This is a genomic window from Streptomyces sp. NPDC002884 (assembly GCF_040295245.1).
Lineage (GTDB): Bacteria > Actinomycetota > Actinomycetes > Streptomycetales > Streptomycetaceae > Streptomyces.
Genome location: NZ_JBEOVB010000004.1, coordinates 349,209 through 363,368, shown reverse-complemented (window position 1 = coordinate 363,368; position 14,160 = coordinate 349,209). Strand labels below are relative to the sequence as shown.

Below are 14,160 nucleotides of genomic sequence, written 5' to 3'. Positions count from 1 at the left end.
CGCGACGGCCGGGGCCTCTCCTGTGGGGGGTGGCGGCCTCGGCCGTTGCTTTGGCGGCAACCGGTTACTGCCCCTTGGCCCCGTTCTCGGCGGTCTTCCCGGCTTCGGACGACGTCCCGGTCCCGGGTGACGTCCCGGCTCGCGGAGCCGCCTCGGCCTTCTGGGTCCGGCCGGTCTCCCGGGTCTCACCTGCCTCCCGGGTCCCGCCGGTCTTCGGAGTCCTCACGGCCTTCGGGTCCTTCTCGGTCTTCGCGCCGCCTCCGCCCCCTGCCGCTGCGGATGCCGCTGCCGCTCCCTCTGCCGCGCAGTACGCGACGACGTTCTCCTCCCCGCCCGCCGCCGTCACGAGCCGCTGCCAGGCCGTGGAGTCCATCGCCTTGCCGCGCCCCCGGACCTTCTCGTACGCACGGCAGTGCGCGTCGGTGTCCGCGGCGCCCACGGGACGGTCCCGGTCGGCTGTGCCGTCCGGCCGCGGGGTCGGGGAACCGGTGTCGGCGGACCGGGCCCCGGACGCGCTCGCCGACGGTCCGGGACGCCCCGCGCCGTCGGCACCGCCGTCCACGGAGGACGACCCGACAGCGGCGAACGCGACCCCGCCCAGCGCGAGGCCGGCGACCAGTACGGAGAGCGTGGCCCGCAGCGAGCGGGCCGTGTGCCGCCGGGCCCGGGGCCGCCAGTCGTCCCGGCGCCGGGTGCGGGCCCGGTGCGCACCCGTGTCCCGGGCGACCCGGAAGGCGTCGACGGCCCGCCGCTCGCCGTCGCTGCCGGCGTCCGGCCCGACGTACGGCCCGAGGTCCGGACGGTCGCCGGGCCCGCGCGGAACCTGCGGCAGCAGGGCCTGGGCGAGCAACGACTCCAGCACCGCCGTCGCCGGGCCCGGCGGTACGGCGCCGCCGGCCCGGATGGTGGCATCGGCGTCGCTGACGGCGGCAGCGAAGCCGGCGTCGTCAGCGGAGTCGGCGGCGGCAGCGAAGTCGTCCTCGGCGTCGTCAGCGGAGTCGGCGGCGGCAGCGAAGTCGTCCTCGGCGTCGTCAGCGGAGTCGGCGGCGGCAGCGAAGTCGTCCTCGGCGGCGGCAGCCGGGGAATCGGGGGCGGCGGCATCGGGAGCGGCGGAATCGGCAGCTGAATCGTCACCGGCACCGGCACCGGCAGCTGAATCGGCACCGGCGGCGTCGGTGGCGGGGTTCGTGGGGTGTGTGTGGCGACGGCTGTGGTCCGTGCCGTCGTTCAGCCGTTCACCCATGTCCGATTCCGCCTCTGTCCCGTCCGTCCGATCAGGCCGTTCGACCTGGTGGCCGGGCCCGCCACTGATCCATACGGTCCGCGGCCCTCGCCGTTCATGTCGACTCCCCCAGCGTTCGGGGGCCGCCATCCGTCACACCTTCGCCCTCGCCCGCGGCGCCGAGCTGACGGGCCAGTCGTTTCAGGCCCCGGTGCGCGGCCGTACGGACGGCGCCGGGGCGCTTGCCGAGGACGCGGGCCGCGGCGGGGCCGTCCAGGCCCACGACCACCCGCAGCAGCACCGCCTCGGCCTGGTCGCGCGGCAGCCCGCGGACCAGTTCCAGGGCGTGCCCGGTGGAGAGCGACTCCAGCGCCTCGTCGTGGGTGCTGTGCGGGCCGGCCAGGTCGAGGACGACGTCCTGGTCCAGCACCGCGGAGCGGGGCCGGACCCGCAGCCGGCGCAGATGATCGAGGGCCCGGTGCCGGGCGATGGTCGCGGTCCAGCCGCGGAACCCCGCGCCGTCGCCCTTGAACCGCCCCAGGTCCCGGGCGATCTCCAGCCAGGCGTCGGAGGCCACGTCCTCTGCCTCGTCGCCGACGATCCCGCGCAGGTAGCCGAGCAGTCCGGGCTGCACGAGCCGGTACGCCACGGCGAACGCGGCCTCGTCGCCGTCCTGGGCCCGCGTCACGGCCGCGCCCAGTTCCCCGTCGTACGCCTGCGCGCGCCGGGGTTCCCCTCCCTGGCCCAAGACTGTCCTCGTTCGTGCGGAGTTCGTTCCGGCGCGCGACTCCCCCGTCGGACACCGGGTCCGAACGCGGCCACGCCCTCACGGTCATCAGCGCCGGGCCGCACGGAAGTGTCACAGCGGGTCCCGGACCCGTCCGGACACCGAGAGGGACCCGTACCGGCTACCGCTTCCCCCGCATCGCGTCACGGCACAGCAACCGCAGGGAGCCGTGGCCGCCGAAGCAGCGGCGGGCCTCGTCGAGGGGTTCCCAGAGGCGGCCGTCGGGGGTGCGGACCCAGTGGTCGCCGGCGGAGCCCCACCACTCGGCGCCGGTCTGCCGGACGATCACCTCGCCTGCGTAGGCGCCGAGTCCGCGCAGCACGTTCGCCACGGCGTTGTACGGCGAGCCCTCGCGCCGCAGTTCCTCGATCATGCGGTCGGCGCGCCACAGGCTCGGCGCCGAGTGGTCGAGGTGCGGCCGGACGGCGTCGGGTACGGCGGCCACCGCCTCCGCCGCCCAGCGCACGGGTTTCGCGGCGGCGGAGGGGCGGGGCGGCCGGTCGCTCTGGTCGTTCGTCCTACGCGTCACATCAGGAAGAGCGAGGTCGGAGCGGGTTGCGTCACTCATATCCGGGGCCTTCGCGAGACCGGCGCAGGACCGACCCACCTCCCCCGCACTTCGCTCACCCGCGTCCACGAGCCCGTCGCGAGACCACCGCGCGCAGCACCCTGCGCCCCTCCGTGGAGACCTCGAGGGCCCGGCGCAGTCCGCCCGCGCCATGACCGGCCAGCACCTCCAGGACGGCGACCTGCCGGCGCAGTTCGGCGGCGGCGAGGGGCGGCATGCCCTCCGTACGGCCTTCCCGGCGGGAGTCGACCGAGGAGGCGTCCTCGGCCGGGTCGAGGAGGCGGTGTATCTGGAGCGAGGCGACGGAGCAGGCGTCGGCCCAGAGCCGTATCCCGGCGGCGGAGCGGTCGTCGGGGGCGGCGGCCAGCATCCGGCGGGCCAGGAGCTCGGCCTCGTCGCCCTCCTCCGCGGCGGACGCCAGCTTGCCGCGGGCCTGTTCCAGCAGCTCGGCCCAGTCGGCGGCGGCGGAGTCCTCCGTGAGGTTCCCCCACAGCGGCCGCAGGATCTCGTCGTCACCCCCGAGCAGGGGTATGCACCGATCCAAACAAGCCAGCCCGCTGGCAGCCAGCCCGCGTTCGTCGGCCTGCGCGATCAGTTCCACCAGGCTCATCCATGCCCCCCTCGCCAGGGCACCGACCTTACGGAGCCCGCACTTCCCCTTACTGCGTGCGACAGGCCAGGAGTATCACAGGAGGGTTTTTCAGCCAACCCCACCGAAGCCACCGGCTCCTCCGCCGACTCCGTCGATCCCACCGGCCCCACCGGCCCCACCGACGGCGCCGACCGGCGGCGGTACCGCGCCAGGACCCCGGAGCGCCTTCTCGTTCTGCATCCCGGTCAGCCGCAGGACGAAGGCGATCGCGAGGGCGGCCGCGGCGATGTCGGCCATGTCCGCGAAGATCACCTGGAACGTGGCGTCGTGGATCTCCGCGGCCGTCCCGGCCTTGCGGTACGACCGGAAGCCCGCCCGGTCGGCGAGGAGCGAGACGATCCACATCGCCCACCAGGCATTGAGCAGTCCGTGCGGCCGGGGCCGGCCCCAGGGGGTGCCGGGGCTGCTGGCGTCCCAGATGTCCAGCGCGATCCGGCGCGGGTACCAGAGGTTCACGATCGGGGTGAACCAGGCGCCGACCGCCCAGCCGCGCGACTTGCTGTGCCCGTCCGGCCGGAACACCTCGGCGTTGACCCGCACCCGGTGGAACCAGCACAGGAACACGATGACGCAGGCGAGCAGGGCCACGGTCTGGGCATGGCCGGCCAGGTCGAACAGCCGGTCGGCGTGCCGGGCGCGGTCGGCCTCACCGAGGGAGCCGGCGGCGATGTCGGCCGTGACATCGAACATGACGAAGTCCGCCCACAGCGCGAACAGGTCGGCGGCGATGACGAGGCCGAGCAGGGCGGCGGCCGCCCGCGCGAGCATGACAGGTGAGCGCAGCATGAGATCCCCCGACGTCCGTGTGTGTGAAGGCCGCGCCGAGCTCTCCCCAGAGCCTCACGCGGGCAGCACGCGGAACATACGGTTCACCGGCACCGCGGGTCCACCGGAAATCAACCGAGCCGGTTCGCCAGCGCCGTGAACTGTGTCCAGGTCAGCGGTGGCGTCCCGGCGTCCCACAGCTTCTGCGAGGTGGCCCGCAGCGGCATCCGGATGCCGGCCGCCACCTGGTCCTGCGTCTGCGAGTTCGCGAGGTCGCACCAGACCGAGAAGGAGCCGCCGAGGATCTGGGCGTCGTACTTCGCGGCCACCGGCGTCGTGCCGCGCAGCACCCGCGGGGTCCACTGCTCGTAGATCCGCTGCCCGGTCGGGTAGGCGAAGTCGTTCGGCTCGCCGAGGACGTAGTACAGGTACTCGTCGTTGTAGTTGAGCATCTTGCGCCCCGCGCTCAGGTACTCGACCGGCGGCCGCGCCCCGATCTCCTTGCCCGTCCAGTAGGCGACCACGAGGTCGGAGGCCGGCTTGACCGAGGTACCGCGGAAGAAGCCGTCGTTCCACACCCGCATGGTGCGGTCGTGGGCGCGGACGGTGTCGGCGCGGTCGTTGAGCCAGCCGGTGGTGAGGTCGGCGACGCTCGCGCCGGAGCCGTACCGGGCCGTCGCGGCCGCGGCGAGCTGGGGGTAGGAGGCCGACGGGCTGGACACCGTCAGGGCCTGGTACTCGTCGCCGCCGAGGTGCCAGTAGGCGCCGGGGAAGACGTCGGCGTACTCGTCCAGCAGGTCGTCGAGGAGGCTCGCGGAGTCGTCCTTGGAGATGTCGATCGCCCCGCGGGTCGCCACCCCGCTCGCGTTGCGCAGCTGGAGCTCGGGGTGGGCGGCGATGACGGCGCCCAGGTGCCCGGGTGAGTCGATCTCGGGCACGACGGTGATGTGGCGGCTCGCGGCGAGGGCGACGATCTTCTTCACCTCGGCCTTGGTGAGGTGCAGGCTGGAGACGATCTCCGGGTGGCTGGAGGACTCGATCCGGAAGGCCTGGTCGTCGGAGAAGTGCAGGCCGAGCTGGTTGTACTTGAGGTCGCCGAGCTCGCGCACCCGGTCCTCGATCCAGGCCGCGGTGAAGTGCTTGCGCGCGATGTCCAGCGTGAACCCGCGCTGCGGCTTGGCCGGCTCGTCGCGGACGACGCCCTCCGGCGCGGTACCGCCGGCGTGCACCTCCTGCTTGAGGGTGCGGGTGCCGTAGAAGACGCCGGCGTCGGAGGGCGCGCTGATGGTGACCCGGCCGCCGCGCACGGTCATGGTGTACGACTCCGGGTTCGCGCCCTCGTCGTCGTTCAGCGCCAGCCGCAGGTCACCGGCGCGTACGTCGTCCTTCTCCCCGGCGTACGTCAGCCCCAGCTCACCGGCGACCAGCCGGCCCTCGTCGGCGAGGCCCGCGTCGCTCACCACGACCCGGCGGGTGGACTGCGGCTTCCACCCCGGACCGCGCGCCGGGGTGTGGGCGCTGACGGCGGGGATGGTGCGGGGGGTGGTGGAGAGGGCGTAGGAGCGGCTGGGCGTCGGGGTGGCGGCCTGCGCGGCGGCGGCGCCGGTGTCACCGGCGCCGGGCGTCCTCGCGGCGGCCTGCCGGGAGGCGGCCGATCCGGCCGGTGTCGTGCCGTCGTCGTCCGACGAGGCCCATACGCCGAGCCCGACACCGAGCGCGGCGACCAGCCCACCCGCCATCAGTGACCGCGCCACGACCTGCTGGTGCGGCTTCTTCTGCGGCGCCCGGCGCCGATGCCTGTGCCTGCTCACTCCGCCAACCGTACGACTCCCGGCCGTGCGAAGCGCGCCGAGCCCGGCGTGACGGAGTCCACGACACGTTCCGAAACTCTCTCGTTCGGGTGAAATTCAGGCATCGGTCAGACACGTCCTGACCGCTCTCGATAACGTGTCGACACACCTTTCACTGCATCCCCTGCCACATCACACGTGACGCGAGGATCCACGCTGCCTGCGCACCGTCTCCCCCCTCTCTCCGGCTGCCTCGCCATACCGGCGCAGACCCGGACCTCACCCGCACCTCGGCTGGACGCTTTCAACACCGCCGCCGCCGACGAGGCGCACCGCACACTCCTCGCCTGCCTCCACAGCCTGCGCTGGGCCCGCCGTATCGCCGACCACCGCCCGTATCCGACGCTCGACGCCCTCCTCGCCGCCTCCGACGAGGCCGCGTACGACCTGAGCCCGGGCGATCTGGCCGAGGCCCTGGCGGCGGAGTCCCTGCCCGGCCTGCCGGAGGACGCCTACGGAGCGGCGCACATGGCGCTGAACGCGGCCCACGCGGCCTACGAGGCCAGATTCGGGCACGCGTTCGTCATCTGCCTCGACGGCGTCCCCCAGGAGGAGTCCCCGGACTACGTCCTGGAAGGCATCCGGTCACGATTGACAAACGATCCCGAGGACGAACGGGTAGTGGCGGCAGAGGAACTCCGGAAACTGGCAAGGCAGCGGCTGATGCGGCTCGCCTGAGGGGTGCGGGGCAGTGATATGTGCGGCTCCGCCACGGGGCGCGCCCCGCCACGACGGCGCCGCATCCGATACCCAAACGGGACACCCCACCCCAGATGCCGCAACGCTCACCCATCTGCGTGCCACTTTGATCACACAGGTAGGCCCGACGTAAGCCGGGCGCCGGTGCCTCGCTACGATGCTGGGGGCCGGTGGACCGTACCCGGCCGGGCCCGTCCGACACCCCAAGCCGGCAGGCCCCAATCCCCGCTCCCGGAGGGTTCTTCCGTGCCGGCTGGAACGCTGTACCGCGGCCGGGAAGGAATGTGGTCCTGGGTGGCTCATCGAGTCACCGGCGTCCTCATCTTCTTCTTCCTGTTCGTTCACGTGCTGGACACCGCCCTCGTGCGTGTCTCCCCCGAGGACTACGACAAGGTCGTAGCCACCTACAAGACGCCTGTCGTGGCGCTGCTGGAGTACGGCCTCGTCGCCGCCATCCTCTTCCACGCGCTCAACGGCCTGCGCGTCATCGCCGTCGACTTCTGGTCGAAGGGCCCGCGCTACCAGAAGCAGATGCTCTGGAGTGTCGTGGGTCTGTGGCTGCTGCTGATGCTCGGGGCGATCTACCCCGTGCTCGGCCACGCCGCTCGTGAACTGTTCGGGAGCTGAGACCGATGGCCACCACTGAAACCACCGCGGCCGGGATCGGCCCCGTCGAGGGCGGATCCGTCTACGACGTGGACAACCCCGCGCCCTTCATCGAGCCCCCGCGTCAGCGCACCAAGAAGACGCCCAGGTCCACCCGGGGCAACTTCGAGATGGGCGCCTGGCTGTTCATGCGCCTGTCCGGCGTCGTGCTGGTCGTCCTGGTCCTGGGCCACCTGCTGATCCAGCTCGTGCTGGACGGCGGCGTCTCCAAGATCGGCTTCGCCTTCGTGGCCGGCCGCTGGGCCTCCCCGTTCTGGCAGGTCTGGGACCTGCTGATGCTGTGGCTCGCCATGCTGCACGGGACGAACGGCCTGCGCACGGTCATCAACGACTACGCGGAGCGCGCGAACACCCGGCTGTGGCTGAAGGGCCTGCTCTACACCGCCACGGTGTTCACCATCCTGCTGGGCACGCTGGTGATCTTCACCTTCGACCCGAACATCCGCTAGGCGCCCGGGACCGAGGGACTGAGAGAGCCACTCATGAAGATCCATAAGTACGACACAGTCATCGTCGGCGCAGGTGGCGCCGGTATGCGCGCCGCGATCGAGTCGACGAAGCGCAGCCGCACCGCCGTGCTGACCAAGCTCTACCCCACCCGCTCCCACACGGGCGCCGCGCAGGGCGGCATGGCCGCCGCGCTGGCCAACGTGGAGGAGGACAACTGGGAGTGGCACACCTTCGACACGGTCAAGGGCGGTGACTACCTGGTCGACCAGGACGCCGCCGAGATCCTGGCGAAGGAGGCCATCGACTCCGTCCTCGACCTGGAGAAGATGGGCCTGCCGTTCAACCGGACGCCCGACGGCACGATCGACCAGCGCCGCTTCGGCGGTCACAGCCGCAACCACGGCGAGGCCCCGGTCCGCCGGTCCTGCTACGCGGCCGACCGCACCGGTCACATGATCCTCCAGACGCTGTACCAGAACTGCGTCAAGGAGGGCGTGGAGTTCTTCAACGAGTTCTACGTCCTGGACCAGCTGCTCACCGAGGTCGACGGCGTCCAGCGGTCGGCGGGCGTGATCGCGTACGAGCTGGCCACCGGCGAGATCCACGTCTTCCAGGCGAAGGCCGTGATCTACGCCTCCGGCGGCACCGGCAAGTTCTTCAAGGTGACGTCGAACGCGCACACGCTGACGGGTGACGGCCAGGCGGCCGTGTACCGGCGCGGTCTGCCGCTGGAGGACATGGAGTTCTTCCAGTTCCACCCGACCGGCATCTGGCGCATGGGCATCCTGCTGACGGAGGGCGCCCGCGGTGAGGGCGGCATCCTCCGCAACAAGGACGGCGAGCGCTTCATGGAGAAGTACGCGCCGGTCATGAAGGACCTCGCGTCGCGTGACGTCGTCTCGCGCTCCATCTACACGGAGATCCGTGAGGGCCGCGGCTGCGGTCCCGAGGGCGACCACGTCTACCTCGACCTCACGCACCTCCCGCCGGAGCAGCTGGACGCGAAGCTCCCGGACATCACGGAGTTCGCGCGCACGTACCTCGGCATCGAGCCGTACACGGACCCGATCCCGATCCAGCCCACCGCGCACTACGCGATGGGCGGCATCCCGACGAACGTCTCGGGTGAGGTCCTCAGCGACAACACGACGGTCGTCCCGGGCCTGTACGCGGCCGGCGAGGTCGCCTGCGTGTCGGTGCACGGCGCGAACCGCCTGGGCACGAACTCGCTGCTGGACATCAACGTGTTCGGCAAGCGGGCCGGCATCGCCGCCGCCGAGTACTCGCAGAAGGCGGAGTACGTCGAGCTGCCGGAGAACCCCGCGCAGCAGGTGATCGACCAGGTGGAGCACCTGCGCACGTCCACCGGCACCGAGCGGGTGGCGGAACTGCGCCGCGAGCTCCAGGAGACCATGGACGCGAACGTCATGGTGTTCCGCACGGAGCAGACGATCAAGACGGCCGTCGAGAAGCTCGCCGAACTGCGCGAGCGCTACCGGAACATCTCGATCCAGGACAAGGGCCGACGGTTCAACACGGACCTGCTGGAAGCCATCGAGCTGGGCAACCTGCTCGACCTGGCCGAGGTCATGGCCGTGTCGGCGCTGGCCCGCAAGGAGTCCCGCGGCGGTCACTACCGCGAGGACTACCCGAACCGCGACGACGTCAACTTCATGCGCCACACCATGGCGTACCGCGAGGTGGGCGACGACGGCACCGAGTCCATCCGACTCGACTACAAGCCGGTCGTCCAGACCCGCTACCAGCCGATGGAGCGTAAGTACTGATGGCAACCCCCGTTCTGGACAAGGTCGAGGCGGAGTCCGCGGCCTCCCCCTACATCACGGTCACCTTCCGGGTCCGCCGGTTCAACCCGGAGGTCTCGGCGGAGGCCGTCTGGCAGGACTTCACGCTGGAGATCGACCCGAAGGAGCGCGTCCTCGACGGTCTCCACAAGATCAAGTGGGACGTCGACGGCACGCTGACCTTCCGGCGTTCCTGCGCCCACGGCATCTGCGGTTCGGACGCGATGCGGATCAACGGCAAGAACCGCCTCGCGTGCAAGACGCTGATCAAGGACATCAACCCCGAGAAGCCGATCACGGTCGAGCCCATCAAGGGCCTGACGGTCCTGAAGGACCTGGTCGTCGACATGGACCCGTTCTTCCAGGCGTACCGGGACGTCATGCCCTTCCTCATCACGAAGGACACGAACGAGCCCACGCGCGAGCGCTTCCAGACCGCCGAGGACCGCGAGCGGTTCGACGACACGACGAAGTGCATCCTCTGCGCGGCCTGCACGTCGTCCTGCCCGGTGTTCTGGAACGACGGCCAGTACTTCGGTCCGGCCGCGATCGTGAACGCCCACCGCTTCATCTTCGACTCGCGTGACGAGGCGGGTGAGCAGCGTCTGGAGATCCTGAACGACAAGGACGGCGTCTGGCGCTGCCGTACGACGTTCAACTGCACGGACGCCTGCCCGCGCGGTATCGAGGTCACGAAGGCGATCCAGGAGGTGAAGCGAGCGCTGATCACGCGCCGCTTCTGAGCCACCCGGCTCGCTGAGCCCACGACACGGCGAGGGCCCCGCTCCTTGAAGGAGCGGGGCCCTCGCCGTGTTGCCGCGCCGGTGTCAGCCGCGCAGGACGCGACCCTGCTTGTCGGTGCGGTCGTTGCTCGTGAGGAACAGGATGCCGTCGATCAGCGCCCAGACGCCGAGGCCGCCACAGGTGAGGAGCTGGGCGACGCCCACGCCGACCGAGCCGACGTAGAAGCGTCCGATGCCGAGGGTGCCCAGGAAGAGCTGGAGGATACCGGCGACGATCTTGGACTTGTCGGAGTACGGACGACCCAGGGGGTCGACCCCGTAGGGGGCCTGCGGGGTGGGGACGGTCATGAGAACTGCTCCTGGGATGACTGCGGGAGGCCGGGGCGGCCTGCTCCGGAACGGGGAGTCCAGGAGGGATGCGGCGACGCCGCGATCACGCGCGTCGACCGATGTCCGCCGATGCCGACCAACGCCCTCGCACGGCTCCGCCATGCCAGGACGTCCCCCCTGTGACTGGTGAGCCTAGAGAAAACAGAGGGTAAAAAGGGAGTACAGATGATCCATTGTTCCTGATCTGTGATCAAAATCAGTCAACTACGTTGCGTAGCACCGCCCATGCCACCGCGACGCCGAGGACGACCGTCAAGGCCCGCGGGCTCAGGCGCGGATGCCAGGCGCGGCCGTGCAGTCCCGCCCACATCCAGCGGACCAGCAGCGCGAGCGCGTACGGCGAGGCGAGCAGCAGGACACGGTTGTCGAGCCAGGCCTGGGCGAGATGACCGTGCATCAGGTCGTACACCATGCGGGTGCCGCCGCAGGCGGGGCAGAGCAGGCCGGTGACGAACCGGAACGGGCACTGCGGGAGCCAGTGGCCCGGCTGGTGCGGGTCGGTGCCGTAGAGATACACGGAACCGGCCGCACCGGCGGCGAGCACCACGAGGGGAGCCGCCGCCGGGTGCCGCAGCGCGGCCGAACACCTCGCGGAGAGGCGTTCCGTGTCAGCCACGCAGGATCCGCCCGTTGGAGTCGGTCTTGTCGTCGCTGACCAGCAGGATGATGCCGTCGATCAGCGCCCAGATGCCGAGGCCGCCGCAGGTGAACAGCTGGGCGAGGCCGATGCCGACGTCGCCCATGTAGAACCGGCCGACGCCGAAGCTGCCCAGGGTGAGCTGGAGCACGCCCGCGACGATCTTCGACTTCTCGGAGTAGGGGCGGCCCATGAGGTCGTACCCGTAGGGGGCTTGGGGGTCGCCGGTGAAGGTGCCGGGGGGTATGTAACCCGGGGCCGGATAGCCGGGGTGCGCGTAGCCGGGGTGGGCGTAGCCCGGGTACGGCGGCTGGCCGGGCTGGGGATAGCCGTAGGGGCCGGGACCGGGCTGGCCGGGGTGGCCCGCGTCCTGCGGGCCGCCGGGGCCGGCGCCGGGGTACCCGTAGCCGGGCGGGGGCGGCTGCGGCGGCTGCTGGGGCTGCTGTTGGGGTTCCTGGGGCTGCTGTGGCGTTTCGGACAAGGTGAGTTCCCCCGAGGTCAGGTGATCGGATCATCCGCAGGTGAGACAAGTGCAGAACATCTTGCAGCAGAAAACCCGCCACGCGCGGACCGGGGTGCCCTTGACCGGATTTCCGGCCCCTCTCCACCTAATCTGACGGCATGTCAGATGACCAGTCGTACGAGCTGCTCGGTTTCGACAACCTCCTGCTGCCCGTCGGGGACCTCGGCGAGGCGGTCGGCTTCTACGAGCGGGCCGGGTTCGCGGTGGGACTGCGGTTCGACGAGGCCGGGATCGCACTGCTGAAGGTCGGGGGCGAGACGCCGGGGGTCCTCCTCCGGCAGGAGGACGGCCTGGGGCACCGGCCACCGCCCTGGCCGTCCCCGCGCGTCTGGCTGGAGGTGCCGGACGCGCGGGCGGCGGCCCGGCGGCTGGCCGAGGCGGGCATCACCCCGCTGGACCGGCCGTTCTCCACGGCCACCGGCTGGACCGTCGAGATCGCCGACCCGTGGGGCAACGTCCTCGGGTTCACGGACTACCTCAAGCGGCCCGAGCTGGCGAGGCGTTAGGGCGCCCGGGGCGGCCGCACCCATCCAGTTGAACGTGTTCAAAACAAGCGCTACAGTCGTCCTCGACAGCGTTTTGAACGCGTTCAAGAAAAGGTGGGGAACATGGACCGCACGGTCATCGCCTACGTCGTCTACCTGGTCGTCAGCATCGGCCTGACCGTCTGGGTGGCCAGGACCCTCAGTCGCAACGGCCGGATCTTCCTCGCCGACGTGCTCCAGGGGAACGAGAAGCTCGCCGACGCCGTCAACCACCTCCTGGTGGTCGGCTTCTACCTCCTCAACCTCGGCTTCGTCGCCCTCTACCTGAGCGGCGACGACACCATCGAGGACACGCGCGGCATCTTCGAGGCCCTGTCGACCAAGCTCGGCGTGGTGCTGCTGGTCCTCGGCGCGATGCACCTGGCCAACGTGTACGTCCTCAACCGGATCCGGCGGCGCGGGGTCATGGAGCGGGAGCAGGTCCCGCCGGTCGGCCCGCAGGGCTGGACGGCCCCCTCGGCGCCCGCCGCCGGGGCGTGAGCACGATGGCCGCCGAACGGACCGCCGCCGACCGGGACGCCCTGCGCGTCCCGGTCCGCCGGCTCACCGTGCTCCACGACGCCGAGTGCTCGCTGTGCGCCTTCCTGCGCGACTGGCTGGGCCGGCAGCCGCAGCTGGTGCCGCTGGAGTTCGTCCCGGCGGGGTCCGCGCAGGCGGCCGCCCGCTTCCCCGGCCTCGACCACCGCGCGACCCTCGACGAGATCACCGTCGTCGGCGACTCCGGCCAGGTCTACCGGGGCGCCGCCGCCTGGATCGTCACCCTGTGGGCGCTGCGCGAGTACCGCCCGATGTCCCACCGGCTGAGCACGCCCGCCGGGGCGAAGCTGGCGCGGGGCGCCGTTCTCGCCGCCGCCAAGTGGCGCGACGGGCAGGGGCAGGCCGCGGGCTGGGGCGGGGGCGTCTACCGCCGTGGCGACGGTTGGTCGTACGACCCGCAGCTGGGCTGGAGCTACCACCGGCCCACCTGTGCCGACGGCACCTGCCCGACTGGCTAGGCTCCTGTACGTGCCCGCGAACAACGACGGTCCCGCCGAGGCCGCTTCCCCGTCCGATCCCCATGAGGCCGCCGCCGCGACCGAACCTCATGAGGCCGCCCCCACGTCCAAGTCCGAGCAGACCCGCGCTCTGATCCTGGAGACGGCGATGCGGCTGTTCCAGGAGCGCGGCTACGACAAGACGACGATGCGGGCCATCGCCAAGGAGGCCGGGGTCTCGGTCGGCAACGCGTACTACTACTTCGCCGGCAAGGAGCACCTGATCCAGGGCTTCTACGACCGGCTCGCCGCCGAACACCGGGAGGCCGTCCGGGGCGTCCTGGCGCGGGAGACGAGCCTGGAGGCCCGGCTGGCGGGGGTGCTGCGGGTCTGGCTGGAAGTGGCCGAGCCGTACCACGAGTTCGCGGTCCAGTTCTTCAAGAACGCCGCCGACCCGGACAGCCCGCTCAGCCCCTTCTCCGCCGAGTCGGAGCACGCGCGCGTGGAGGCCATCGCCGTCCACAAGGAGGTCCTCTCGGGGTCGAAGGCGAAGGTCCCGGAGGAGCTGCGGGAGGTGCTGCCCGAGTTGATGTGGCTCTCCCAGATGGGCCTCGTCATGTACTGGATCTACGACCGCACGGAGGGACGCGAGCGCAGCTACCGGCTGGCCGGCCGGGGCGCGCGGCTCACCGCGCGGGGCGTGGCGCTGGCCCGGTTCCGGGTGCTGCGGCCGCTCGTCCTCGAGGTGCACGACCTGTTCACGGACTTCCTGCCCGGTATGACCAACGCCCTGCCGGACCCGGCGAGGAAGAGCCCGCCGGGTCCGCAGGACTCCGCGGACGCGGCGGGCTCGGCGGACCCGGCGGACCCGGCCTCGGGCTGAG

The 14,160-nt window shown here is 71.5% G+C and carries 18 protein-coding genes; 9 read left to right on the top strand and 9 right to left on the bottom strand.

Annotated elements, in window-relative coordinates; genetic code table 11:
• Nucleotides 1-64: 64 nt before the first annotated feature.
• The 6 genes from ABT070_RS11745 to ABT070_RS11720 all read right to left on the bottom strand — a co-directional run bounded on the left by ABT070_RS11745 (nt 65) and on the right by ABT070_RS11720 (nt 5,733).
• Nucleotides 65-1,243: a hypothetical protein gene (locus ABT070_RS11745; protein WP_351758118.1), complete on the bottom strand. Its 1,179-nt coding sequence runs from the start codon at nt 1,241-1,243 to the stop codon at nt 65-67.
• A 94-nt stretch (nt 1,244-1,337) separates the two neighbouring features.
• Nucleotides 1,338-1,970, bottom strand: a complete 633-nt coding sequence (locus ABT070_RS11740) for an RNA polymerase sigma factor (protein WP_351758115.1) — start codon at nt 1,968-1,970, stop codon at nt 1,338-1,340.
• Nucleotides 1,971-2,130: 160 nt separating this feature from the next.
• Nucleotides 2,131-2,577 carry a hypothetical protein gene (locus ABT070_RS11735; protein WP_351758113.1) on the bottom strand — a complete coding sequence of 149 codons (447 nt, stop codon included), beginning with the start codon at nt 2,575-2,577 and terminating at the stop codon, nt 2,131-2,133.
• Between the two features lie 55 nt (nt 2,578-2,632).
• Nucleotides 2,633-3,187: a hypothetical protein gene (locus tag ABT070_RS11730; RefSeq protein WP_351758110.1), complete on the bottom strand. Its 555-nt coding sequence runs from the start codon at nt 3,185-3,187 to the stop codon at nt 2,633-2,635.
• 90 nt (nt 3,188-3,277) lie between these two features.
• Nucleotides 3,278-4,015: a DUF4328 domain-containing protein gene (locus ABT070_RS11725; protein WP_351758108.1), complete on the bottom strand. Its 738-nt coding sequence runs from the start codon at nt 4,013-4,015 to the stop codon at nt 3,278-3,280.
• A 110-nt stretch (nt 4,016-4,125) separates the two neighbouring features.
• Nucleotides 4,126-5,733, bottom strand: coding sequence for a beta-N-acetylhexosaminidase (locus ABT070_RS11720; RefSeq protein ID WP_351758550.1), 1,608 nt, complete (start codon nt 5,731-5,733; stop codon nt 4,126-4,128).
• Between the two features lie 249 nt (nt 5,734-5,982).
• Between ABT070_RS11720 and ABT070_RS11715 the strand changes: the two genes are divergently transcribed.
• The 5 genes from ABT070_RS11715 (at nt 5,983) to ABT070_RS11695 (ending at nt 10,207) form a co-directional block, all read left to right on the top strand.
• Nucleotides 5,983-6,522, top strand: coding sequence for a 2-oxo-4-hydroxy-4-carboxy-5-ureidoimidazoline decarboxylase (locus ABT070_RS11715; protein ID WP_351758106.1), 540 nt, complete (start codon nt 5,983-5,985; stop codon nt 6,520-6,522).
• Nucleotides 6,523-6,789: 267 nt separating this feature from the next.
• Nucleotides 6,790-7,170, top strand: a complete 381-nt coding sequence (gene sdhC / locus ABT070_RS11710; protein ID WP_078615861.1) for a succinate dehydrogenase, cytochrome b556 subunit — start codon at nt 6,790-6,792, stop codon at nt 7,168-7,170.
• A gap of 5 nt (nt 7,171-7,175) precedes the next feature.
• The gene (locus ABT070_RS11705) at nt 7,176-7,658 is read left to right on the top strand and encodes a succinate dehydrogenase hydrophobic membrane anchor subunit (protein WP_351758103.1); all 483 of its coding nucleotides are present in this window, start codon (nt 7,176-7,178) and stop codon (nt 7,656-7,658) included.
• A gap of 33 nt (nt 7,659-7,691) precedes the next feature.
• Nucleotides 7,692-9,446 (top strand): succinate dehydrogenase flavoprotein subunit, encoded by a 1,755-nt coding sequence (gene sdhA / locus ABT070_RS11700; RefSeq protein ID WP_351758101.1) that lies wholly within the window; start codon nt 7,692-7,694, stop codon nt 9,444-9,446.
• Nucleotides 9,446-10,207: a succinate dehydrogenase iron-sulfur subunit gene (locus tag ABT070_RS11695; protein WP_351758098.1), complete on the top strand. Its 762-nt coding sequence runs from the start codon at nt 9,446-9,448 to the stop codon at nt 10,205-10,207. The genes sdhA and ABT070_RS11695 overlap by 1 nt, the downstream gene beginning before the upstream one ends.
• A gap of 84 nt (nt 10,208-10,291) precedes the next feature.
• On the opposite strand, the gene ABT070_RS11690 is transcribed toward ABT070_RS11695, so the two are convergent.
• From ABT070_RS11690 to ABT070_RS11680, 3 genes are all read right to left on the bottom strand, one after another.
• Nucleotides 10,292-10,555, bottom strand: a complete 264-nt coding sequence (locus tag ABT070_RS11690; RefSeq protein WP_351758096.1) for a TM2 domain-containing protein — start codon at nt 10,553-10,555, stop codon at nt 10,292-10,294.
• 238 nt (nt 10,556-10,793) lie between these two features.
• Complete coding sequence (locus tag ABT070_RS11685; RefSeq protein ID WP_351758094.1) at nt 10,794-11,213, bottom strand: DUF2752 domain-containing protein; 420 nt, start codon at nt 11,211-11,213, stop codon at nt 10,794-10,796.
• Entirely contained in the window at nt 11,206-11,715 is a 510-nt protein-coding gene (locus ABT070_RS11680) for a TM2 domain-containing protein (protein WP_351758092.1), read from the bottom strand. The genes ABT070_RS11685 and ABT070_RS11680 overlap by 8 nt, the downstream gene beginning before the upstream one ends.
• Before the next feature lie 140 nt (nt 11,716-11,855).
• Between ABT070_RS11680 and ABT070_RS11675 the strand changes: the two genes are divergently transcribed.
• From ABT070_RS11675 to ABT070_RS11660, 4 genes are all read left to right on the top strand, one after another.
• A complete protein-coding gene (locus ABT070_RS11675; RefSeq protein WP_351758089.1) occupies nt 11,856-12,263 on the top strand; it encodes a VOC family protein in 408 nt (135 codons plus the stop codon).
• Between the two features lie 102 nt (nt 12,264-12,365).
• The gene (locus ABT070_RS11670; protein WP_351758086.1) at nt 12,366-12,782 is read left to right on the top strand and encodes a hypothetical protein; all 417 of its coding nucleotides are present in this window, start codon (nt 12,366-12,368) and stop codon (nt 12,780-12,782) included.
• A gap of 5 nt (nt 12,783-12,787) precedes the next feature.
• Nucleotides 12,788-13,297: a thiol-disulfide oxidoreductase DCC family protein gene (locus ABT070_RS11665; protein ID WP_351758084.1), complete on the top strand. Its 510-nt coding sequence runs from the start codon at nt 12,788-12,790 to the stop codon at nt 13,295-13,297.
• Nucleotides 13,298-13,307: 10 nt separating this feature from the next.
• Nucleotides 13,308-14,159, top strand: a complete 852-nt coding sequence (locus ABT070_RS11660; protein ID WP_351758081.1) for a TetR/AcrR family transcriptional regulator — start codon at nt 13,308-13,310, stop codon at nt 14,157-14,159.
• The last annotated feature ends 1 nt before the right edge of the window (nt 14,160 follow it).

Coding starts and splice junctions, on each gene's coding strand:
- ABT070_RS11745 (WP_351758118.1), bottom strand. CDS start 1,243: ATGGGTGAACGGCTGAACGACGGCACGGACCACAGCCGTCGCCACACA.
- ABT070_RS11735 (WP_351758113.1), bottom strand. CDS start 2,577: ATGAGTGACGCAACCCGCTCCGACCTCGCTCTTCCTGATGTGACGCGT.
- ABT070_RS11730 (WP_351758110.1), bottom strand. CDS start 3,187: ATGAGCCTGGTGGAACTGATCGCGCAGGCCGACGAACGCGGGCTGGCT.
- ABT070_RS11690 (WP_351758096.1), bottom strand. CDS start 10,555: ATGACCGTCCCCACCCCGCAGGCCCCCTACGGGGTCGACCCCCTGGGT.
- ABT070_RS11705 (WP_351758103.1), top strand. CDS start 7,176: ATGGCCACCACTGAAACCACCGCGGCCGGGATCGGCCCCGTCGAGGGC.
- ABT070_RS11665 (WP_351758084.1), top strand. CDS start 12,788: ATGGCCGCCGAACGGACCGCCGCCGACCGGGACGCCCTGCGCGTCCCG.
- sdhA (WP_351758101.1), top strand. CDS start 7,692: ATGAAGATCCATAAGTACGACACAGTCATCGTCGGCGCAGGTGGCGCC.
- ABT070_RS11675 (WP_351758089.1), top strand. CDS start 11,856: ATGTCAGATGACCAGTCGTACGAGCTGCTCGGTTTCGACAACCTCCTG.
- ABT070_RS11720 (WP_351758550.1), bottom strand. CDS start 5,733: ATGGCGGGTGGGCTGGTCGCCGCGCTCGGTGTCGGGCTCGGCGTATGG.
- ABT070_RS11695 (WP_351758098.1), top strand. CDS start 9,446: ATGGCAACCCCCGTTCTGGACAAGGTCGAGGCGGAGTCCGCGGCCTCC.
- ABT070_RS11670 (WP_351758086.1), top strand. CDS start 12,366: ATGGACCGCACGGTCATCGCCTACGTCGTCTACCTGGTCGTCAGCATC.
- ABT070_RS11725 (WP_351758108.1), bottom strand. CDS start 4,015: ATGCTGCGCTCACCTGTCATGCTCGCGCGGGCGGCCGCCGCCCTGCTC.